This window comes from Nocardioides endophyticus (assembly GCF_039543845.1).
Taxonomy (GTDB): Bacteria; Actinomycetota; Actinomycetes; order Propionibacteriales; family Nocardioidaceae; genus Nocardioides; species Nocardioides endophyticus.
The window spans coordinates 19,059-39,435 of record NZ_BAABKN010000031.1 but is presented as its reverse complement, the minus strand read 5'-3'; the positions used below and the strand labels follow the sequence as shown (position 1 = coordinate 39,435).

At 70.7% G+C, this 20,377-nt stretch carries 19 protein-coding genes; 17 read left to right on the top strand and 2 right to left on the bottom strand.

The features are described 5' to 3' along the window. Position 1: 1 nt before the first annotated feature. A complete protein-coding gene (locus ABEA33_RS23000) occupies positions 2 to 2,344 on the bottom strand; it encodes a carboxypeptidase regulatory-like domain-containing protein (protein ID WP_345529412.1) in 2,343 nt (780 codons plus the stop codon). A 320-nt stretch (positions 2,345 to 2,664) separates the two neighbouring features. Between ABEA33_RS23000 and ABEA33_RS22995 the strand changes: the two genes are divergently transcribed. From ABEA33_RS22995 to ABEA33_RS22985, 3 genes are read left to right on the top strand one after another with little or no spacing between them, the layout of a single operon-like run. Continuing rightward, positions 2,665 to 3,231, top strand: coding sequence for a Pvc16 family protein (locus tag ABEA33_RS22995; protein ID WP_345529410.1), 567 nt, complete (start codon positions 2,665 to 2,667; stop codon positions 3,229 to 3,231). Next, a complete protein-coding gene (locus ABEA33_RS22990; protein WP_345529409.1) occupies positions 3,224 to 3,715 on the top strand; it encodes a septum formation family protein in 492 nt (163 codons plus the stop codon). Before ABEA33_RS22995 ends, ABEA33_RS22990 begins: the two co-directional genes overlap by 8 nt. 29 nt (positions 3,716 to 3,744) lie before the next feature. Next, entirely contained in the window at positions 3,745 to 4,134 is a 390-nt protein-coding gene (locus tag ABEA33_RS22985) for a DUF4280 domain-containing protein (RefSeq protein ID WP_345529408.1), read from the top strand. Between the two features lie 35 nt (positions 4,135 to 4,169). On the opposite strand, the gene ABEA33_RS22980 is transcribed toward ABEA33_RS22985, so the two are convergent. Next, the gene (locus tag ABEA33_RS22980) at positions 4,170 to 5,171 is read right to left on the bottom strand and encodes a helix-turn-helix domain-containing protein (protein WP_345529407.1); all 1,002 of its coding nucleotides are present in this window, start codon (positions 5,169 to 5,171) and stop codon (positions 4,170 to 4,172) included. A 158-nt stretch (positions 5,172 to 5,329) separates the two neighbouring features. Here ABEA33_RS22980 and ABEA33_RS22975 point away from each other — a divergent pair, with 158 nt between their 5' ends. The 14 genes from ABEA33_RS22975 to ABEA33_RS22910 are packed head-to-tail and all read left to right on the top strand — an operon-like array spanning position 5,330 to position 20,300. Beyond that, positions 5,330 to 6,904: a phage tail sheath family protein gene (locus ABEA33_RS22975; RefSeq protein WP_345529406.1), complete on the top strand. Its 1,575-nt coding sequence runs from the start codon at positions 5,330 to 5,332 to the stop codon at positions 6,902 to 6,904. A gap of 53 nt (positions 6,905 to 6,957) precedes the next feature. Next, the gene (locus tag ABEA33_RS22970) at positions 6,958 to 7,434 is read left to right on the top strand and encodes a phage tail protein (protein ID WP_345529405.1); all 477 of its coding nucleotides are present in this window, start codon (positions 6,958 to 6,960) and stop codon (positions 7,432 to 7,434) included. Between the two features lie 4 nt (positions 7,435 to 7,438). Next, positions 7,439 to 7,933: a hypothetical protein gene (locus tag ABEA33_RS22965; protein WP_345529404.1), complete on the top strand. Its 495-nt coding sequence runs from the start codon at positions 7,439 to 7,441 to the stop codon at positions 7,931 to 7,933. A 17-nt stretch (positions 7,934 to 7,950) separates the two neighbouring features. After that, positions 7,951 to 8,130: a DUF6760 family protein gene (locus ABEA33_RS22960; protein ID WP_345529403.1), complete on the top strand. Its 180-nt coding sequence runs from the start codon at positions 7,951 to 7,953 to the stop codon at positions 8,128 to 8,130. Beyond that, positions 8,117 to 8,599, top strand: a complete 483-nt coding sequence (locus ABEA33_RS22955; RefSeq protein ID WP_345529402.1) for a phage tail protein — start codon at positions 8,117 to 8,119, stop codon at positions 8,597 to 8,599. The genes ABEA33_RS22960 and ABEA33_RS22955 overlap by 14 nt, the downstream gene beginning before the upstream one ends. Beyond that, on the top strand, positions 8,596 to 11,805 hold the full coding sequence (locus tag ABEA33_RS22950) for a hypothetical protein (protein WP_345529401.1): 3,210 nt from the start codon (positions 8,596 to 8,598) through the stop codon (positions 11,803 to 11,805). Before ABEA33_RS22955 ends, ABEA33_RS22950 begins: the two co-directional genes overlap by 4 nt. Next, a complete protein-coding gene (locus ABEA33_RS22945; protein WP_345529400.1) occupies positions 11,805 to 12,470 on the top strand; it encodes a CIS tube protein in 666 nt (221 codons plus the stop codon). Before ABEA33_RS22950 ends, ABEA33_RS22945 begins: the two co-directional genes overlap by 1 nt. Position 12,471: 1 nt before the next feature. Then, positions 12,472 to 14,244: a phage baseplate assembly protein V gene (locus tag ABEA33_RS22940; RefSeq protein WP_345529399.1), complete on the top strand. Its 1,773-nt coding sequence runs from the start codon at positions 12,472 to 12,474 to the stop codon at positions 14,242 to 14,244. Beyond that, the gene (locus ABEA33_RS22935) at positions 14,244 to 14,687 is read left to right on the top strand and encodes a GPW/gp25 family protein (protein WP_345529398.1); all 444 of its coding nucleotides are present in this window, start codon (positions 14,244 to 14,246) and stop codon (positions 14,685 to 14,687) included. The genes ABEA33_RS22940 and ABEA33_RS22935 overlap by 1 nt, the downstream gene beginning before the upstream one ends. A gap of 8 nt (positions 14,688 to 14,695) precedes the next feature. Continuing rightward, positions 14,696 to 16,645, top strand: a complete 1,950-nt coding sequence (locus tag ABEA33_RS22930; RefSeq protein ID WP_345529397.1) for a putative baseplate assembly protein — start codon at positions 14,696 to 14,698, stop codon at positions 16,643 to 16,645. Then, positions 16,642 to 17,229: a phage tail protein gene (locus tag ABEA33_RS22925; RefSeq protein ID WP_345529396.1), complete on the top strand. Its 588-nt coding sequence runs from the start codon at positions 16,642 to 16,644 to the stop codon at positions 17,227 to 17,229. The genes ABEA33_RS22930 and ABEA33_RS22925 overlap by 4 nt, the downstream gene beginning before the upstream one ends. After that, positions 17,226 to 17,813, top strand: a complete 588-nt coding sequence (locus ABEA33_RS22920) for a hypothetical protein (RefSeq protein WP_345529395.1) — start codon at positions 17,226 to 17,228, stop codon at positions 17,811 to 17,813. The genes ABEA33_RS22925 and ABEA33_RS22920 overlap by 4 nt, the downstream gene beginning before the upstream one ends. 40 nt (positions 17,814 to 17,853) lie before the next feature. After that, complete coding sequence (locus ABEA33_RS22915) at positions 17,854 to 18,990, top strand: serine hydrolase domain-containing protein (protein ID WP_345529394.1); 1,137 nt, start codon at positions 17,854 to 17,856, stop codon at positions 18,988 to 18,990. Beyond that, the gene (locus ABEA33_RS22910; RefSeq protein WP_345529393.1) at positions 18,987 to 20,300 is read left to right on the top strand and encodes a flavin-containing monooxygenase; all 1,314 of its coding nucleotides are present in this window, start codon (positions 18,987 to 18,989) and stop codon (positions 20,298 to 20,300) included. Before ABEA33_RS22915 ends, ABEA33_RS22910 begins: the two co-directional genes overlap by 4 nt. Positions 20,301 to 20,377: the final 77 nt, after the last annotated feature.

Genomic DNA, 20,377 nt, shown 5'->3' with positions numbered 1-20,377 from the left:
CTCAGCCCGCCGCCTGCAACGTGAAGCTCTGGACGGCGTTGCCGCCCGACTTCACCTTCACCATCCCGGTCTGCTGCCTGATGCCGTCGGCAGTGACGGTGACGCTGTAGGTCCCGGGCTGGAGGGAGCTGAAGAGGTAGCCGCCGTTGGCGAGGGTGTCGCCCGCGGCGCTGCTCGTCGTGGTCCACGACTTGATGCCGTTGGTCGCGGTCACGGTGGCGCCGACGTACACGCCACCGCCCGGGCCGGTGACCGTGCCCCTGATGCCGCCGAGCTGGGTGCCGAGCGTGACGTTGAGCTTGGGTGGCGCGCCGCTGGCGCCCAGGCTGATCGGCACCGTCTCGGAGGCGTAGCCCTCGCGGATGAAGGTCAGGGTGTAGTCACCCGGGGTCGCGAGTCCGCTGATCGTGAAGCTGCCGACCGACCCCTCGGTCAGGGTCGTCGTCGACGGCAGGGTGCTGGTGTCGACGCTGCCCCCGTTCTGGACGGAGCCACCGACGAGGACCGACGTACCGCCGAGACCGTTGCCGTCCGCGTCGCGTACGACGCCGAAGACGCTGCCGGTCCCGGCGACCATCTTGACCTTGATGGCGGTCTTGCTCTGCCCCGCCTCGAGGTCGACGATCACGGCCTTGGAGCCGTGGCCCTCACTGCTGAAGGTGAGCATGTAGGTGCCGGGGGTCGGCAGGTGGTCGAGGAAGAAGGCACCGACCTGTCCGGTCGTCGGCGTGATGACCGAGACCTCCTGGCCGGCCTGGGTCGTGGTGATCGTGACGTTGCCGAGCGGGTCGGTCCCGTCGGTGACCGTTCCGCTGATCTGACCGGTGCCCGCGTTGAGGACGACCGTGGGCTGGATGCGGGCCTCACCACCGGCGACGGTGGTGACCACCTTGGTGGCCTGGTAGCCGGGCGCGGTGAAGCTCAGCTCGTAGGTGCCCGGCGCCGGCAGGCTCTTGAGCTTGTAGCTCAGGCCGTCGGCGGTGGTCCTGGCGACCGGATCCGTGTCCCCGGTGGCGGTGGTCATCCGGGCGACGACCTTGGTGGTCACCGGGTTCAGAGAGTCGCCCGGGTCGATGTCGCCCGTGATGCTCGCGGGCTTCCCCTTGATCACGACGTCGATGCCCTCGGCCTCGCCCTGGGCGGCGACGGTGACCTGCTTGGCCCCGCTCTTCGACGGGGCGCCGGGATACCAGACCGGGCGATACCCGTCGGCGCTGAACTTCAGCACGTAGTTGGTCGGGAAGAGCCCGGCGAGGCTGTACGTGCCGTCGGTCTGGGTCGCGGCCGAGCTCACCTCGATCAGCTTGTGACGCCCCTGCCGGTAGGCCTGGACGGTGATCCGGCCGGCGGGAAGCAGGTCGCTCGCGGCGGTGACGGTCCCCGCGATCTCGCCGCCGACGCCGGCGGGCAGCAGGCCGGTCTTGGGCATCGCCCCGGCGGGAGCGGCAGCCGAGCCGGCGGCCTCCTCGGCGGCCGCCTCACCTCCGCCGCCGTCACCGCTCGCGTCGCCGCCGCCGTCGGCCTCGGCGGACACGGCGAAGAAGGACGGCGGCGCCGCCTTGGTCATCGGGTCACCGGAGAGCACCTGGGTCAGCCCGAGCAGGAAGATCGCCGCCCAGAGCCCGACGATCGCCATCAGGATCAGAGCCGTCAGCAGCCCTCGGCTCACCAGCGGCTTCTGCCGCAGCCGGACCTGGGTCTCGAGCTGGAGCTCGGGCTCGGTCTCGGTCTCGTCCATCGCCGGGATCGTGTGCGCGCGCTTGGCGACCAACCCGACGTTCACGAGCCGGTCGGTCTCGGCACCGGTGAACATCCGCGGTCCCTTGACCGTGAGGATCACCGGACTGGCGATGCCCGGCTCGACGCGCAGCGTCTCGGGCGTGAACCTGGTCTTGGTGCGCTTGTCCTCCTGGGTCGACGACAGGGTGGCGTCGAGGGCCACGTTGCCACTGTTCTCGACGGTGAGGACGAAGCGCCCGGAGCGCTTCGACCGGATGGCCTGCGGGTCCGGCGAGACTTTGATGCTCGGTCGCGCCGAGACCGAGAGATCGATGTCGACGTGCTGCGTCGGCGAGCCGGATCCGTGCGAGACGACCGCGATCGTCAGCGGGTGCATCCCGGCCGGCTGGTGGGTCGGCACACCCACGGTCAGCGTGATCTGGCCCTGCGAGTCGGGGAAGAGCGGCAGCAGCTGCGGCTCCACGGCGATCTGGCCGTCAGGCAGTCCGATCAGGTGGGCTGTCACGCCCTCGATCAGCTCTCCGGTGTTGACGACGTCGACCCGCACCTCGACCGTCTCGCCGGGGTTGGCGGTCACCAGCCGGTGCTCGGTTGCTACCCGCACCGCACGCCTCCCCGATCTTGGGGAAGAACGCCACCAGATCCGCCGGGCGCGCTCAGGAAAGGAGAGGCTCGTCGCGAGCCCCTCCTCGGTTCCCTACTCAACGTCCGGTGCACGTCGTCCTCGCCGCGGGTCCGGCCACTTGGCTGACCGTCCCGATCCTAGGAATCGTGAACCGCGCGCGTGGCCGAATCGAGAAACTCGGCGGGCGGTTCCCCTGGCCCGTTCGGGTGGTCCCGACCACCGCATGCAGACGGCCTCGACCCGAGGGGTGATGTGCGGGATTTCCTGTCGGCCCCTCCGATGCGTGTCAGACTCACCGCGTGTTCATCAGCCACGTGGACTCGGGCCTGGAGAAGCTTCTCCGCACACGGCTCCCGCTCCCGGACGAGATGGGTGACGTGTCGTTCGACCCGCCCAGTGGCACCTGGTCTGCCCAGCTGTCCCGGATCACCGTGAACCTGTTCCTGTACGACGTCCAGCGCAGCAGCCAGCCGTCGGCGCCGTCCGTCCGCAACCAGGAGGGAGGCCCCGCCCAGCGGCGCCGACCCCAGCCGATGGTGCAGCTGGGCTACCTGGTCAGCGCCTGGGCCGGCAGCCCGCGCGACGAGCACCAGCTGCTCGGCGACGTGGTGAGCATCTTCGCCGGCACCGAGGCGATCCCCGACACCCTGCTCCCCGACGAGCTGTCCTCGACGGTGCGGCTCTCACTGGGTGACAACGACAACAAGGTCCGTGAGATCTGGGCCGCCTCGGGCGGCTCGCTGAAGGCGTCGTTCTGCCTGATGGCCACCGTCGCGGCGGACACCTTCGACTGGGAGCTCACGCCACCGTCGGTGGAGCGGATCGCTCCGATGGCCTCGCGGATGGACGACGCCGCGAATGCCTGACCGCTTCCGTCTACGGCGTGGCGCGACGACCGCGCTCACCGCCGCGCTCGTGCTGCCGATGCTCGGTGGCTGCGGCCTGTTCGGCGACGACGACGAGGGCGAAGGCGTGTCCGTCTTCTCGATCAAGCCGGGGCAATGCTTCGAGGGTCAGGGCGAGGTGAAGGCGCAGCTGAGCAAGCTCACCGAGGTCGACTGCGACCAGGAGCACGCCCAGGAGTCCTACGCGATCGTCGAGTACACGGCCGACGGCGTGGAGAATCCGGACACCTTCCCGGGCGACGACGCGCTGTCCAAGTTCGCGAACGGCGCGTGCGCCGGCGAGTACGGCGCGTACGTCGGGGTCGACTACCTCGACTCGAAGCTCTTCTACACCTACCTGCTGCCCTCGGCCCGCAGCTGGGAGGACGACGATCGCAACGTCATCTGCTTCGTGACGTCTGCGGGCGAACCGCTGCAGGGATCGGCAAAAGACTCGAAACGCTGACAGCCGCCGTCGCGGCGAGGAGGAACATCATGGGTCAGAACGCAGTCATGGGGGCGATGCTCGCGTGCTCCTTCGGCGTCGCACCGTCAGCCCTGGTGCCGAAGGGCACGAGCAAGGTGATGATCGAGGGCCGCCCGGCGGCCACGGTCATGGACAACGCAGGTGGCGCCAACATCCCACCGTTCGGCATGTGCACCAGCCTTGCCAACCCGACCGTCGCGGCGGCGACGTCGGCCGCACTCGGCGTGCTCACCCCGATGCCGTGCGTCCCGCTCGTCCCGGCTCCGTGGGTCCCCGGCGCGGTCAAGACGATGATCGGCAGCCAGCCGGCATTGGTCTCGGGCTCGATGTGCCAGTGCGCGTACGGCGGCGTCATCCAGATGACGATGCCGGGCGCCATCCGCACCACGTCCAACTGACCCAGCACCCCGGGGCCACGCCGGTGGCACTGAAGTCACTTGACGGTTGGGCGGATCGGCATCAGCCGCCAGGGCTCGGCGCCGCTCGACCGAGCCCCGTGCGACCAGGCGAACACGTCTCCGGGTGCCAGCCCGGCCCGCACCCGCTCGACGTCCGCCGCGAGGGCGGTCGGGTCGGCCTCGGCGTACGCCGCCATCGCCAGCCACGCGCCGACCATGTCGGGCCAGCGCCCCGGCTCCCGCGCGGTGTGGACGGAGATCCGCGACCGAACCGCGAGCGCCTCGCGCAGCGCCGGCAGGCTGACCGGCCCGCGACCGTCGGTCACCAGGTGCAGCCGGGAGGCGGTCGGCCAGTGGGCACGCGAACGGTTCACCTCGTCGAGGAACCCCAGCAGTGCGCTGGCCGTGTCGTTCGGCGCGGGCGGCAGCTCCCGACTGAGGGCGGCCGCGAGGTCGCGCAGGGCATCGTCCGCGGCTGAGTCGTCGGAGCGGGCGGCGGCGCGAGACGGCTCCCGCACGTCCAGCACGGCGAAGCACTCCGGCTGCCCCAAGCGCAGCGCGAGCACGGCAGCCACCCGGCCGGTCAGCGCGGGGGTGACCGCGAACCGGTAGCCGCCGCGCACCGGCTGCAGCCCGTACGTGTGCCAGGCCCGGACCACCGTGCCCCGGCCGATGCCCAGCTCGTCGCCCAGCAGCCGAGATGACCAGTGGGTGACCCCGAGCCGGCGCGGTGGGGCCGCGAGCGACGCCCGGAGCACGTCGAGAGCAGACGCCTGCGGCCGTCGCCCCGGCCGGGACCGGTCGGCGAGCCCGTCGAGGCCGTCCTCGGCGTACCTCTCACGCCACACCAGGACCGTCGGGCGGGAGACCCCGACCTTGTCGGCGATCTCGGTGTTGGACAGACCCTCGGCCGCGAGGAGCAGGATCCGGGCGCGCTGGGCCAGTCCCGCGCGCACGGTGGGGCTCCGGGTCATCGCGGCCAACCGAGGATGGTCGCCCTCGCGGAGCTCGAGCGGCGCTGCCGGGCGGTTGGCCATTGCCCGATCATCGAGACAGCCGCCGCCAACCGTCAAGACATCTCCGCGCCATCGGCATAGTCATTTCGGGCCATGTGTCGCCGTTCTCGTCACAGCACCCGGGAGCCGGGAGGACGCTCTCGATGTCCTGCCACCTGTCGCGAGAGCGGATAAAAGAGATGCCCACATACACCGCACCCGGCGTCTACGTCGAAGAGGTCCCGTCGTCCCAGAAGGTTCTGTCCGCGGCTCCGACCGCGGTGGCCGCCTTCGTCGGGTTCACGGCCACCTCGCCGACCGACGACCCCAACGACCCCCAGGGTCTGGCCCCCCGGCTCGTCACGAGCTGGACGCAGTTCGAGTCGCTGTACGGCGGCTTCTCCGAGGGCTGCGTGCTCCCGCTCTCGGTCTACGGCTACTTCGCCAACGGCGGCAGCATCGCCTACATCTGCCGGGTCCCGAACACCGAGCCCGCCGGTGAGCCGGCCCGCCTGGCCCTCCCGGCCGCGGACCGCTCCCTCGGCCTGCCGGTGGCCGTCGAGAGCCTCGAGCCCGACGCCGACATCACTCTCCAGGTGACCACGGACGACGGCGGCGAGGACGACGTCGACGGTCCCGCCAGCTTCACGATCACCGTCCTCGAGGGCGGTGCGGCCGTGGAGTCCTTCTCCGGCCTCGGCTTCGGCAGCGGCGACACCAACGTCGCGACCGCCGTCAACGCCACCTCGACGAAGATCAAGATCGAGCTCAACCTCGACGACAAGGTCGACCTGGCCTCGCAGCTCGAGCTCGTGAAGCCTGGTCTCTACCCGCTCGAGAAGGCCGCCCCCACGCCGGTGCCCGTGACCGGAGCGAAGTTCGCCGGCTCCGAGTCGGCCCGCAAGGGCATCAACGGCCTCGCCGTGGCCGAGGACGTCACCATGGTGATCGTCCCCGACCTGGTCACCGCCGCCACGGGCGAGGACGGCACCGTCGACCTCAACCTCTGGAAGGCCGTGCAGACCGCCCTCATCTCGCACTGCGAGCAGAACGGCAACCGGATGGCCGTCCTCGACGCACCTCCCGGCATGTCGCCGCAGCAGATCAAGGAGTGGCGCAGCGAGGTCGCGATGTACGACTCGGCGTACGCCGCGCTCTACTACCCCTGGGTCAAGGTCGACAACCCGACCGGCGTCAACGGCAACAGTGAGATCCTGATCCCGCCGTCGGGCCACGTGGCCGGCGTCTGGGCGCGGACCGACGACACCCGCGGCGTGTGGAAGGCCCCGGCCAACGACACGATGCGCGGCGTGCTCGACATCGAGCGCACCGTCACCCAGAACGAGCAGTCCCTGCTCAACCCGATCGGCATCAACTGCATCCGGCCCTTCGGCACCCGCGGCATCCGCATCTGGGGCGCGCGCACCCTCTCCTCGGACACCGACTGGAACTACATCAACGTCCGTCGCCTGTTCAACATGGTCGAGGCGACCATCCTGACCGGCACGCAGTGGGCGGTCTTCGAGCCCAACGACATGGCGCTGTGGGAGGGCGTGAAGCGCACCGTCGGCGCGTTCCTGCGTGGCCTGTGGTCGGCCGGCGCCCTCTTCGGCACCTCTGCGGACGAGGCGTTCTACGTCAAGTGCGACGCCGAGACCAACCCGCCCGAGTCGATCGACCAGGGCCTCCTGGTGGTCGAGGTCGGCATCGCCCCGGTGAAGCCGGCGGAGTTCGTGGTCTTCCGCATCAGCCAGAAGAAGCAGGTCGCCGGCTGACGCCGGTGACTCCGACACCCACTCGACCTTCCTAGAGACCGGAGACCGCAGCCATGGCTGGCAACGACCTCATCGCAACAGACCCGATCGTCGCGCAGAACTTCTACCTGGAGATCGACGGCGAGAACATCATCCTGTCCGGCGTCTCGGGCCTCGACGTCGAGCACGACGTCGTGACCATCCAGCAGAACGGCCCCACCGGCCGCATGCAGGTGGTCAAGACCCGCGGCAACACGCAGAAGGCGCCCGACCTGACCATCACCCGCATGGCTCCCTCGGACGCCATGGCCGACCCGATCTGGAAGTGGTTCATCGCGATCCGCGACAAGGGCCTGACCATGGACCGGGCGAGCGCTCGCAAGAACGGCTCGATCGTCCTCTACGACACCTCGTTCGTGGAGATCGGCCGCTTCAACTTCATCAAGGGCTGGCCGAGCAAGATCGCGACCGACGCCGTGAGCACGGAGTCGAGCGAAGCGGTCAAGGAGACCATCACGCTGGTCATCGAGCGCCTCGACCGGGTTAAGTAGGCACGTGAGCTCACTGCGTACGTCGTACGAATTCACCCTTCCGCGTGGCTACGTGGACGGGCAGGGTCGTCTGCACAAGACGGGCACGATGCGGCTGGCGACAGCCCGCGACGAGCTCGAGCCGCTGCGCGACCCGACCGTGCAGGGTCCCGACGATCCGCGTCTCACCATCTTGGTGCTGACGCGGGTCGTGGAGGCGCTCGGCAGCCTGGAGCTGGTCACCTCGTTCGACATCGAGGGCCTCTTCGCGGTTGACCTGGCGTTCCTCCAGGACTTCTACGGGGTGATCAACTTCGGCAGCCAGGAGGAGTACGACGCCCTGGTCAACGCCCAGGCGTCGTCCTCCCTCCTCGGCGTCGGCTCGGCCGCCGCTCCCGCCCCGACTGAGTCGGAGCCGGAGTCGGCGGCCGCGCCGGCCGAGCCCGCTGCTACGCCGGATCCGGGTCCGCGACCGAACCTGCGTCGAGCGGTCGAGGAGATCCCGCGCAAGGTGCAGTGAGCTGAGGTGAGCACGCAATGATGCGTTACCCCACCGAAGCCCTCTGGCAGGAGATAGCGTTTCTCGCGTACCACCTGCACTGGCGCATGGACGACCTGCTCGACCTCGAGCACATGGACCGTGTCCGCATGGTGCGCGCGGTGGTCTCGTTGAACGATCGAGCCTGGCAGGCGGTGCGCGAGTATGGGCAGCAGTGACATCACCACCCCTCTCGGGGGCGACCTGCCCATCGCCAACAGGTTCCTCTTCGAGCTCGACGGCGTCGAGCTCGGGGTCTTCAAGGAGGTCACCGGCCTGAACGTCACCGTGCAGGTCGAGGAGATCCGCGAGGGCGGCCAGAACGGCTACGTGCACCAGATCCCGGGCCGGATGACCTGGCCGAACCTGGTGTTCCGTCGCGGCGTGACCAACAGCAACGCCCTCTTCGAGTGGTTCCAGAAGACCTCGGGCGAGGGCTTCGCGAGCAACTCCAACAAGCTCACCAGGTCGACCGGAGCGGTCACCGTCATCGACCCGGTCGGCGCCCGGCTCCGCTCCTGGGAGTTCATCGACGTCTTCCCGGTCCGCTGGGCAGGACCGGACTTCTCGGTCGCGAGCACCGACCCGCTCGAAGAGGAGCTCGAGGTCACCCACCACGGCTTCCGGGCGGTCACGCAGGCCTCATGACCACGACTCCGGCGGACCACACCGCCCCGGCCGATCTGCGGCTGGGGCGCGACGTCGTACGCCGGATGCGGCTGCCGGGTCCGCCGCTCGGCATGCCGCTGCCCAGCCGGATCGGCAGCCTCGCCTCGTCGGTCACCCGCTTCGCTGCCGCGACCTCGCGTCCGGTCGACGTACGCCGGGCGTTGATCGGCCCCGGTCCGCACGGCCTCGCGGGCAGCTCCGCGCCGCCACGCTGGTGGACGCCGGTCGCGTCCTCCGAAGCCGACTCCCCCGCCCCCGACGCGGATCCCGCTGCGGGCCCGGTGCGGCGTACGCCTGCTGCCACGTCGTCGCCCGCCGCGACGCCGGCCTGGCTGGCTCCGGCCCGTCCGGTCGCCATCCGCCGCCTGCCCGAGCGCAGCCTGCCTCGGGCGGCCCGCGAGGTGCCGAACGAGGCGACCTGGACCCCCGGCGGCATCGTCGGTGGTCTTCGCGGCGAGGTCGCCCGGGTCCGTCGCCTGGAGGAGGTCGTGGCCGTCGGCCCGATGCTCACCCAGACCGACCGGGCCAAGCTCAACGCCGGGCTCGCCGCCCGTAGCGCGCAGCAGGCCGCGGCCCAACAGGCCACCAGCCAGCCGACGGTCGCTCGCCGCGCGACCACGCGCACGCCGCGCCAGTCCGCGACCGCCTCGTCGGCGCCCTCTGCATCGGAGCCCTCGACAGCCCCAACGGCCTCGTCGGGCACGGTCGCGCCCTCAGGTTCTGCGCCGGGGAGCGGTGCGTCAGCAACCGATTCCACGGCTGGTTCGGTTGCTCAGGCACCGCCAGGAGCGATGTCCACCGGCGCGGCGCCGGTCGGCGGTGCGTCAGCAACCGATTCCGCAGCTGGTTCGGTTGCTCAGGCACCGCCGGGAGCGATGTCCGCCGGCCCCGCGCCGGCAGCGGTCGGCACCCCGATCCGGCGCGTGGCCCGCCCGTCGTGGCAGCTGAGGTCCCAGCAGTCTCGCTTCGACGGCCTGGTGCGCCGTACCCCGATCGGCCACGGCGCCACCGCAACTCCTGTCGGCGTCGGCTCCCCCGCCGCGGCTGCCCCTTCGTCCGTCGGGTTGTCGAGCGTCGTCTCGCGGCTGGCAACCCCCGACCGGCTGCGGCCCCCGACCACGTCGGCCGGCCCGTCGAGCTCCCTCGAGTCATCGGTGCGCGGCGCCGAGGTCGTCGCGGCGGCCGGGCCGGGCTTGATCGCCGGCGGCATGGACGCGCCGGCCACCGTACGACGCCACGCGTGGTCGGCCGGCAGCCTGGTGATGCGACAGGCAGCTGGTGCCCGCGCCGAGGCCGGGGTGCCCACCGCCTCCCGCCCGGCCGCAGCGACGGCACCGTCTGCCGCGCCGCCCGCAGACCCGGGCGTAGCGCCCGCTCCGGTGAGCACGACCACCGCGGGCGCAACCATCACCACGACCTCGGCTCCGGCGGCCCGGTCGGCCGAGCCGGTGGTCCGTCGACTGCCGTCCGCCGTCGGCAGCGCTCCGGTTGCCGCCACCGAATCGTCTGCACCTTCCGGCGGTGCGCAGGCAACCGATTCAGACCCAGGAACGGTTGCTGGCTCACCGCCCGCCGGTCCGAGCGGTGCGCAGGCAACCGGTTCAGGCCCGGGAACGGTTGCCGGCTCACCGCCATCCGGCGCCACCACCCTCGCCACGACGGACGTACGCCGGCTCCCGCGGCTGTGGCGGCGGGCGACCGACATCCGACCTGCGACCGACGTGCGTTCCTCGGTCCCGGCTCTCGTCGTCCGCCTCGCGACCGACCCGGCCGCGCCGACTTCCGCGCCGACCTCCGCGCCGACCTCCGCGCCGACCTCCGCGCCTGCCTCCGCGCCTGCCTCCGCGCCGACGCTCCGCCGGCTCCCGACGGCCAGCACGCCGGCCCCGAGCACGCCGGCCGCACCACTGTCCGCAGCTCAAGCGGCGGCGTCCACGTCGCCCGCAGCCGCAGCACGAACCCCGAACGCTCCGGCATCGACCTCCCCGGCATCGAACTCCCCGTCCGCGACGATGCCGCAGACCACCGGCTCCCCGACGTCGGCACCGACCCCGGCATCGGCGGCCGCACCCGCACCAGCCGCCGCAGCACCGACCGCACCCGCCGCCATCGCGCGCCGCTCGACGTTCCCGGTGAGCCGGATCGGCGCCCACGTCGCGAACCCTGGCATCGCGGGGGCCGAACTCAAGATGCCGGAGCTGATGACGATTCGCCGCGCCACGTCGCACGGCACCGACGCCAACCGCACCCTGGCCACCGGGTTCGGCGCCCCGCAGACGATCCGCCCAGCTGGCAGCCCCGTCGCCGCCCCGGCCGCCGCAGTCGGTGGCGAGACCCGGCTCTGGCGGCGCACGATCACACCGTCGGGCGCCGTCGGCGGCTTCGGCGCCCCGGCCATCCCTACCGCCTCGGCCTCCTCACCCTCCGCGATGGCCACGGCCCCCTCCGCAAGCCCGGCCGCCCGCGCGTCCGCCCCGGCCAGCGGGTTCGCGGCCGGGTTCGCGACCGGTCGCGCGGCCGCCGCCGCGCCCAGCTTCCCCGGGGCCAAGCCCGCGACCCGCGCGGCCTTGCCCGTGCGCCGTACCTGGCAGCCCTGGACCGACGCTCCGGCCGCCGCGGGCACCTCACCCAGCGCCGTGCCGACCGCCGCACCCATCACGGCCTTCCCGGGCGGCACTCCCGGCGCCGCGTCGGCACCGACCGGCCGCCGCCCGGCCCTCGACGTACGCCGGATGACCGTCGCGCCGCCGCGCATCAGCGTGGCTCCGTCGCAGCCCCCACCTCCACCGGTTCCCGCCGTCGCGCGCACGGCTTCCGGCGGTCAGCAGCAGTCCACCGCGCCGGCCGCGCGCCACCGGCCGAGCAACACGGCAAGCTCGAGCACGGGCGGCTCGCTGGTCGAGTCGACCGCCCACCTCTTCGCCACCCCGGACGCTCCACTCGTCCGCCGCGCCGTCCAGCCAGGAGGATCCTCCATGTCGTCGCTCTCCCCATCCCCGACGTCGAGCAACCCACCGATCCGACGGCTGCACGGGCAGAGCTCGGACGGCGGCACCATGTCCGACGAGACCCTGTCGGCAGCCGCCACCGACAGCCTCGTCGACCAGGTCGTGGAGCGGATCGAGCGCCGGGTCATCGAGGAGCTCGAGCGGCGCGGACGCTTCTATGGACGAGGGGGCTTCTGATGGCCGAGCTCGAGAAGGCCTTCTTGGAGATCGAGGGCACGACCGAGAAGGTCCCCTGCCTGTACAACCCGGAGACGGTGACGGTCGGGAGGCGCAACAACTGGGTCTCCAACCCGATGCCCGGACGGGGCGTCCAGACCCTGCGCTACGCAGGCGCCAACTCCGGCTGGCTCAAGGTCGACCTGACGTTCGACACGACCAATGACGGTACGCCGGTCTCGACCCACACCGGCAAGATCGTCGACCTGATGGACGTCGACCCGTCCCTGCCCGGCAGCGACGAGACGACCAGCAACGTGCGTCCCCCGACAGTGACGTTCCACTGGGGTGACCTGCACTCGTTCAAGGCGGTCATCGAGGGCCTGCGGCTCAGCTTCACGTACTTCTCCTCCGCGGGCGTGCCGTTGCGGGCCAACATGGAGCTCGAGCTGCGGCAGTACGAACCGTCGTTGGCGTTCGGCGCCCAGAACCCCACCTCGGGCACCCCGAAGCCGCACCGGGTCCACCGGGTCCAGCCCGGCGAGACCCTGGACCGGATCAGCGCCCGCTACTACGGCGACTCCACCCGCTGGCGCATGCTCGCCACGGCCAACGGTCTCGAGGACCCGCTGGCCGTGCGTCCGGGCACCATGCTGACCGTGCCCCGGTTGGAAGGGGGAGCCTGACGTGCCGTCGGGAGCCAGCTCGGTCGCGTACATCAGCCCGGTCATCAAGGTCAACGGCGCCAACGTCCCCGATGAGGCGGCACTGATCCAGGTCGAGGTCGACCTCGGCCTCAACCTGGTCGGCAGGGCGACGCTGCGCTACCTCGAGCGGTCCTTCGACGTGATGGTGCTGCCCAAGTTCAGCCTCGGCACCGAGGTGACGATCGGGACCCTGGCCGACGGTGCCGACGAGAAGAACCTCTTCAAGGGCCTGGTGACAGGTGTCAGCCTCGAGCAGGACTCCAGCTCCGGCACCGTGCTGACGGTGACGGTCGATGACGCCGCCCACAAGCTGGGCCAGCACACCCAGAACACGGCGTACCTCAACTCCACCTACTCCGACGTGATCACGAAGATGGTCGCCGGCACCGGCCTGCAGTCGTCCATCGACGGCACGACCCAGGCGCACCCCTACCTGCTGCAGACCGGCACCAACCTCGCCTACCTCGACTGGATCGTCAGCCGCTGCGGCATGGTCTGGTGGGTCGACTACGGCAAGCTGATGGTCAAGAAGATCAGCGCGCCCCCGAGCTCGACCGTCGCCGAGCTCAGCCTCACCGAGGACCTGATCCGGTTGTCGACCCGAGCGTCGGGGCTGCACACCGGCAAGGTCACCGTCACCGGGTGGGACGACGCGCAGCAGGCGGCCGTCGCCAACGTGGCCGACACGAAGTCGGCAGCCGAGTCCACCTTGGTCGAGAAGTTCCCGGGCCGCGTGGCTCCGACTGGCGTCGGGACCAAGATCTCCGGGGCCTCGCCGCTGACCGCCGACGAGGCCAAGCTGGTCAGCGAGACCATGCTCGCGGAGTCCACCTCTGCGGCCGTCACCACCCGCGGGACCTGCTACGCCAACGGCGCGATCAAGCCGTTCACCAAGGTCAAGGTGTCGAACGCCGGACCGGCGTCGGGCACCTACCTGGTCACCCGGGTCCAGCACGTCTTCACTGCCGAAGGCTTCCTCACCCACTTCACGGCCGGACCGATCAGGCCCGAGGGGCTCGTCGACCTGCTCGCCGCACCGGTCCAGAGCTCGGGCGCAACGATCAGCGGCCTGATGGTCGGCGTGGTCACGAACATCAACGACACCGAGGGCAAGATCGGCCGGGTCAAGGTGAAGTTCCCGACGATCGGCTCCGACATCGAGTCCGAGTGGGCGCGGGTCGTCACGCTCGGCGGCGGCGCGAGCCGCGGTGTGGTGTTCCAGCCGGAGGTGAACGACGAGGTCCTGGTGGGCTTCGAGCAGGGCGACACCCGGCGCCCGGTGGTGCTGGGCGGGCTGTTCAGCAAGAAGAACGCCCTGCCGACCAATGACAACGTCGACTCCGGAGGGAAGGTCACCTACCGCCGGATCAACTCCCGCACCGGCCACCTGATCGAGATGGCCGACGGCACGTCGCCCGACAAGAAGCACATCCTGCTCAAGACCTCGAACGGCCACCTGATCCGTCTCGGCGAGGACAAGCTGGAGCTCACGGTCGCCGACAAGCCGGTCACCATCACCAACGGCAAGGCCACGATCGAGTTCACCGCCTCCGGCGACATCAACATCGAGGGCATGAACATCAACATCAAGGCCAAGACCGGCATCAAGATCGAGGGTGCGCAGGTCGAGGCGAAGGCCTCGGGCACCGCCAAGATCGAGAGCCCCGTGCTCGACGTGAAGGCCAGCGGGACCGCCACCGTCGACGGCGGCGGCATGCTGACGCTCAAGGGCGGAATGGTGGCGATCAACTGATGTCCGAAGGCGCCATCCGCAGGTACGACGATCCCGGCCAGCCGGACTCGTCCTTCATCGGCCGCGGCTTCACGTGGCCCCTGGCCGTCGACCACACCGGCGCCATCGGGCTGTCCGCCGGCGTGCCCGACCTCGACCGGTCGATCGAGATCGTGCTGATGACGGCACCGGGCGAGCGACTGATGCGCCCGCAGTTCGGGTGCCGGATCTGGGACCTGCTCTTCGAGCCGGTCACCGGCAACCTGCTCGGCCTGATCGCCGAGGCGGTCCGCGAGGCCCTCGCGCAGTGGGAGCCCCGGATCGTCGTCGAGGACGTCCGTCCCGAAGCCGACCCCGACAACCAGGCCCTGGTGCGGATCCAGATCACGTATCGGGTCCGCGCCACCAACGATCGCCGTAACCTCGTCTACCCCTTCTACGTGATCCCTCACGACGCCGAGTAGGACGCCCGATGCCGCTGCCCACGCCCGCCCTCGACGACCGGACCTTCCAGGACATCGTCGACGAAGCGAAGCGCCTGATCCCGCGCTACTGCCCCGAGTGGACCAACCACAACGTGTCCGACCCCGGGGTCGCGCTGATCGAGCTGTTCGCCTGGATGAGCGAGATGGTCCTCTACCGGGTCAACCAGGTGCCGGACCGGCTGTACGTCCACTTCCTCAACATGGTGGGCATCGAGCCCTTCCCACCGTCCGTCGCGCGCACCGACCTCACGTTCTGGCTCTCGGCCGTCCTGGAGCAGCCGGTCCTCGTGCCCGCGAACACCCAGGTGATGACACAGACCAGCGCCGCCGAGGGTGAGGGCGTCGTCTTCAGCACGGTCCAGGAGCTGGTCATCGCCCCGCCGGAGCTGGTGGCTTCGAAGTCCGCCGCCGCCGACGGTGAGCAGATCCTCGACGTTTGGGAGGACCTCCGCTTCGGCACCGACGGCGCCAGCTGCTTCCCGGCCGACACGATCACCCCCGGGGACGCCTTCTACCTGGGCTTCCGCGAGAGCCTCGCAGGCATGGTGTTGCGCCTGCAGGTCGAGGCCCGCGCCGAGGGCATCGGCGTCGATCCCCGCAACCCCCCGCTGATCTGGGAGGTCTGGAACGGCGAGGGCTGGCTGCCGACCCGCATCTACGAGGACACCACCGGCGGCCTCAACCGTCCCGGCGAGATCGTCCTGCTCGTCCCGGTCGAGCACCAGCCGCTGACGGTCGCCAACGAATCGGCGTACTGGCTGCGAGCACGGCTCCTGGCGCCGCGCACCGGGCAGCCGATCTACCGCAACTCACCCCGGGTGCGCGGCATCGAGGTGTCGGCCCTCGGTGGCACGGTCGGAGCCGAGCACGCCGAGACCATCGGCAGCGAGATCCTCGGGCGCAGCAACGGCGCGCCCGGCCAGACCTTCCAAGTCGACCGCTTCCCGGTGCTGCCCCGGCGCGAGAGCGAGACACTCCGGATCGTCGACGGCGAGCGAGTGGACGTCTGGTCGGAGGTCGAGGACTTCTCCGCGTCCGGGCCGAACGACCGCCACTTCGTGTGGGACAGCGGCACCGGCGTCGTCCACTTCGGTCCCCGGATCCGCTACCCCGACGGGTCGATCCGCCAGCACGGCGTGATCCCCCGTGACGGCGCATTCGTCGAGGTGTCGGGCTACCGCCACGGTGGTGGCTCGCGCGGCAACGTCGGCGCCAGGACGCTGACCGTGATGCGGACGGCGGTGCCGTTCGTCAACGGCACCATCAACCTCGGACCCGCCTCCGGTGGTGTCGATGCCGAGTCGGTCGCCGAGGCCAAGGTGCGCGGCCCGCTCACCCTGCGCACCGGCAACCGCGCCGTCACCGCCCGGGACTTCGAGCGGCTCACGATCGAGTCGTCGATCGAGGTCGCGCGCGCCCGCTGCCGGCCGGCCGGACGCGGCAACGGCGCCGTCCAGCTCCTCGTCGTACCCCATGTCCGCAGCGAGCCGACCGGTCACAAGCTCGACGACTTCGCGATCTCGCCGCCGCTGATGACGACCATCGTCGACGCGCTCGACGAGCACCGACTGGTCGGTACGTCGGTCGAGGTGAGCACGCCGTACTACCAGGGCGTCTCGGTCGTCGCGCTCCTGCACGGCGCGCCCGGTCGGCCCGCCGCGCTCGTGCGCCAACGCACCATGGACGCCCTGTCGCGGTTCCTGAACCCACTGGTCGGTGGCTCGGACGGCACCGGGTGGCCCTTCGACGCCGACGTCAACCTCGCCGTCATCACCCAGCTCCTCGAGAGCGTCGATGGCGTCGAGCGGGTCGAGGAGGTGCTGCTGTTCGAGTACGACCTGCGCACCGGACGCCGCCTCGGCGGCGGCAAGGACGTCATCCGCCTCGACAAGCAGTCGCTCTTCCTCTCCGCCGGGCACCAGGTCGTCGTGCGATGACGATCGAGCGGATCAGCGCCACGGTGGTGCCGGGCGGGCAGACCCGGCCCCAGCGCTCCCCCACCTGGATGCTCGACCAGCTGCCGGTCTCGATGCTCGACCACGACTTCTTCGTGCGCTTCGTGTCGATCTTCCAGGACATGGGCACCACGCTCCTCGAGGACGCCGACAACATCGAGCACGTCCCCAACACGACGGTCTCCCCCAGCCCGATGCTGCCCTACCTGGCGTCGTGGATCGGCGTGGAGACGATCGACGATTCCCAACCTGAGAGCCTGCAACGCCGTATCGTTGCCGGTGCAGCAAAGACGTTGACGTGGCGGGGCACCGCTCGCGGACTCAGGTCCTACTTGGAGCTGATCAGCGAAGGACCCGCCGTCATCGAGGAAGGCGGCGGCATCTGGCGTGCCGGCGACGCTCCTGAGGACACCGCGTGGGTGGTGATGAGGGTGCAGTCGACGGGGCTCCTGGAGCTGACCGACTTCATCGACGTCGTCAGGGACGAGGTCCCGGCTCACGTCCGCGCGGAGCTGTACGTCGGGCCTGACCGGGTCTGGACATCGGAGGAGGAGTGGCCGGGGTGAGCGAGACGCTGACCGGGAAGCACGTGTTCTCCGGCGGGGAGCCGGACGACACGAACCCGCTCGAGCCCAAGCCCTCGTTCACAAACGAGCAGAGGGCGGACGAGCAGCCCACCCAGACGCTGGCCCCGCCGCTCGCCGTACCCACGCCCACGTCCGCACCCGACGAGCAGGTCACCTGCCCCGAGTGCGGCACCGTCGCGATGGTCGCGCTGACCCGCCGCGAGTCCGACGACTTCTGCCGCCAGTGCGACTACCCGCTCTTCTGGACACCGTCCAAGGTCGTCCTCGACAGCGGCACCCTCGCCGGCGACTCGCTGCGCCGCCTGCCCGGCACCTCGGGGCGGGTGATGGTGGCCTCGGTGCCATGCCCGCACTGCGCGGAGGGCAACCTGCTCACCGCTGTCCTGTGCGCCCGCTGCGGCGGCGACATGAACCCGCCGGCGCCGGCCCCCGTGGTCGCGGCTCCACCGCCGCCTCCCGCGCCGGCTCCTGAGCCGCAGAAGCCCGTCCCCTGGTGGGTCTGGGCGCTCGGCGGTACGACGCTGCTGCTGCTGATCGCGTTGATCGTCTACTTCGTGCGCTGACGGGTTCCCTAAACTAGAACCTGTTCCTATTGTGTCGGGCATGACTGTGCACGGCAGCTGCCAACCGGCGTACGAACCGCTCCGCGACCTGCTCGCGTCCCGCCTGGCCGACGGGTCCGAGCTGGGCGCGTCCGTCGCCGTGGTCCATGACGGCGAGCTGGTCGCCGACCTCTGGGGCGGCGAGGCCCGTCCCGGCGAGTCGTGGCGCGAGGACACGATCGTCCAGGTGTGGTCGGTGACAAAGACGATGGCGGCACTGACCGTCCTCGTGCTCGCCGACCGCGGACTGCTCGACCTGGATGCGCCGGTGTCGTCGTACTGGCCGGAGTTCAAGCGCGACGACGTGCTCGTGCGGCACCTGCTCGCCCACACCTCGGGCATGGCCGGCTGGACGGAGACGCTCGACGTCGCCGGTCTGCTCGACCTCGAGCACTCCGAGCGGATGCTCGCCGAGCAGGAGCCGTGGTGGGCGCCGGGCACGGCGTCCGGCTACCACATGGTCAGCTACGGCCATCTGCTCGACGGCCTGGTCCGCGCGGCCACCGGCAGCCCGCTCGCCGACCGGTTCCGGGAGCTGGTGGCCGAGCCCCTGAGCGCCGACTTCCACCTCGGCGTGCCGGAGTCGGCGATGGGCCGCTGCGCCGACCTGGTCCCGCCGCCACCCGGCGGGCTCGACCTCTCGTTGCTGCCGGAGGGCAACCTGCTGGTGCCGACGATCGTCAACCCGCTGCTTGACGTCGGTGGCTTCTGCAACACCGCCCCCTGGCGCGGGGTCTCGGTCGCGGGCGCCAACGGACACGGCAACGCCCGCTCGATCGCCCGCGCACAGTCGGTGGTCTCGCACGGCGGCGAGGTCGACGGCGTACGCCTGCTGTCGGCCGCGACCATCGACCGGATCTTCGAGGTCCAGGCAGAGGGGCCAGACCTCGTGCTGATGGTGCCGCTGCGATGGGGCATCGGCTACGGGCTGCCGCAACCGGCGACGGCTCCGGCGGTGCCGGACGGGCGGGTCTGCTGGTGGACCGGGTACGGCGGCGCGATCGTCGTCAACGACCTGGACCGCCGTACGACCGTCGCCTACGCGATGAACCGGATGGACAACCACTTCACGTCCTCCGGGCGCACCGATGGCTACGTGCGGACGGCGTTCGACTGCGTGGACGGAGCTGGGCGATGAACGTCTGCATCATCGGAGCGGGCTGCTCCGGCATCACGACGGCGAAGCGCCTCAAGGACTACGGCATCGACTACGACCAGTTCGAGCTGTCCGACGACGTCGGGGGCAACTGGTACTTCCGCAACCCCAACGGCCGTTCGTCGGTCTACGAGTCGCTGCACATCGACACCTCGACATCGCGCCTGGAGTTCGAGGACTTCCCGGCACCGGCGGACTACCCGCACTTCCCGCACCACAGGCTGATCCACCAGTACTTCCGCGACTACGTCGACCACTTCGGGCTGCGCGACGCGATCACGTTCGGCGTCGGCGTCGACCTGGCTCGACGTACGTCGGACGGATGGGACGTCACCCTGTCGACCGGGGAGAAGCGCTCCTACACGGACCTGGTGGTGGCCAACGGACACCACTGGAAGCCGCGCATACCCGACTACCCGGGCCACTTCGACGGCGAGCTCCTGCACAGCCACTCCTACATCTCGCCGTTCGAGCCGGTGGAGATGCGCGGCAAGCGGGTCATCGTGGTCGGCATGGGCAACTCGGCGATGGACATCGCGAGCGAGCTGTCGGCGCCGTGGATGGCGTCGCGTCTGTACGTGTCCGCGCGACGGGGCGTGTGGGTGCTGCCGAAGTACCGCAACGGCCAGCCCGCCGACAAGGTGATGGCGCCCCCGGACATCCCCAAGGAGCAGGCACTCACGGCCTCCCGGGCCCTGATCCGGGAGCTGGTGGGCTCGATGAGCAGCTACGGGCTGCCCGAGCCGGACCACGAGCCGCTGGCCGCGCACCCCTCCGTGAGTGCCGACTTCCTGACCAAGGCCGGCTCCGGTGACATCCACATGCTGCCGGCCATCGCGCGGCTCGACGGCTCCACGGTCCACCTGGTCGACGGTTCGACCGTCGAGGCCGACGTGATCGTGTGCGCGACGGGCTACGAGATGAGCTTCCCCTTCTTCGACTCCACGGAGACCGACCTGCACCCCGACGACGAGCACCGCTACCCGCTCTTCAAGCGGATGATCAAGCCCGGCGTCGACCACCTCTACTACCTCGGTCTCGCCCAGTCCTCCCCCACGATCGTCAACCTCGCCGAGCAGCAGTCCAAGCTGCTCGCCAAGCTGCTGGCCGGCTCGTACGTGCTCCCGTCGGTCGAGGAGCAGGAGCGGATCATGCGCGCCGACGAGGCCGCTCACCTCGAGCAGTACTACGACGCCCCGCGCCACACCATCCAGATCGACTTCGGCCGCTACTGCCTCGACCTGCACGCCGAGATCGCCGCCGGTGAGGAGCGCGCCGCCACCGGTGGTTGACGTGTGAGGGCCGCCGGGCCCGAGCCTCGAAACCACCACCAGCGTGGGCCACTTGTCGTCCACAAGCCTGCTTGCGG

Bases quoted from the DNA above. Each gene is read 5' to 3' on its own strand.
- ABEA33_RS22990 (WP_345529409.1), top strand. From the start codon at position 3,224: ATGCCTGACCGCTTCCGTCTACGGCGTGGCGCGACGACCGCGCTCACC.
- ABEA33_RS22985 (WP_345529408.1), top strand. From the start codon at position 3,745: ATGGGTCAGAACGCAGTCATGGGGGCGATGCTCGCGTGCTCCTTCGGC.
- ABEA33_RS22980 (WP_345529407.1), bottom strand. From the start codon at position 5,171: ATGGCCAACCGCCCGGCAGCGCCGCTCGAGCTCCGCGAGGGCGACCAT.
- ABEA33_RS22975 (WP_345529406.1), top strand. From the start codon at position 5,330: ATGCCCACATACACCGCACCCGGCGTCTACGTCGAAGAGGTCCCGTCG.
- ABEA33_RS22970 (WP_345529405.1), top strand. From the start codon at position 6,958: ATGGCTGGCAACGACCTCATCGCAACAGACCCGATCGTCGCGCAGAAC.
- ABEA33_RS22960 (WP_345529403.1), top strand. From the start codon at position 7,951: ATGATGCGTTACCCCACCGAAGCCCTCTGGCAGGAGATAGCGTTTCTC.
- ABEA33_RS22955 (WP_345529402.1), top strand. From the start codon at position 8,117: ATGGGCAGCAGTGACATCACCACCCCTCTCGGGGGCGACCTGCCCATC.
- ABEA33_RS22950 (WP_345529401.1), top strand. From the start codon at position 8,596: ATGACCACGACTCCGGCGGACCACACCGCCCCGGCCGATCTGCGGCTG.
- ABEA33_RS22945 (WP_345529400.1), top strand. From the start codon at position 11,805: ATGGCCGAGCTCGAGAAGGCCTTCTTGGAGATCGAGGGCACGACCGAG.
- ABEA33_RS22935 (WP_345529398.1), top strand. From the start codon at position 14,244: ATGTCCGAAGGCGCCATCCGCAGGTACGACGATCCCGGCCAGCCGGAC.
- ABEA33_RS22930 (WP_345529397.1), top strand. From the start codon at position 14,696: ATGCCGCTGCCCACGCCCGCCCTCGACGACCGGACCTTCCAGGACATC.
- ABEA33_RS22925 (WP_345529396.1), top strand. From the start codon at position 16,642: ATGACGATCGAGCGGATCAGCGCCACGGTGGTGCCGGGCGGGCAGACC.
- ABEA33_RS22915 (WP_345529394.1), top strand. From the start codon at position 17,854: ATGACTGTGCACGGCAGCTGCCAACCGGCGTACGAACCGCTCCGCGAC.
- ABEA33_RS22910 (WP_345529393.1), top strand. From the start codon at position 18,987: ATGAACGTCTGCATCATCGGAGCGGGCTGCTCCGGCATCACGACGGCG.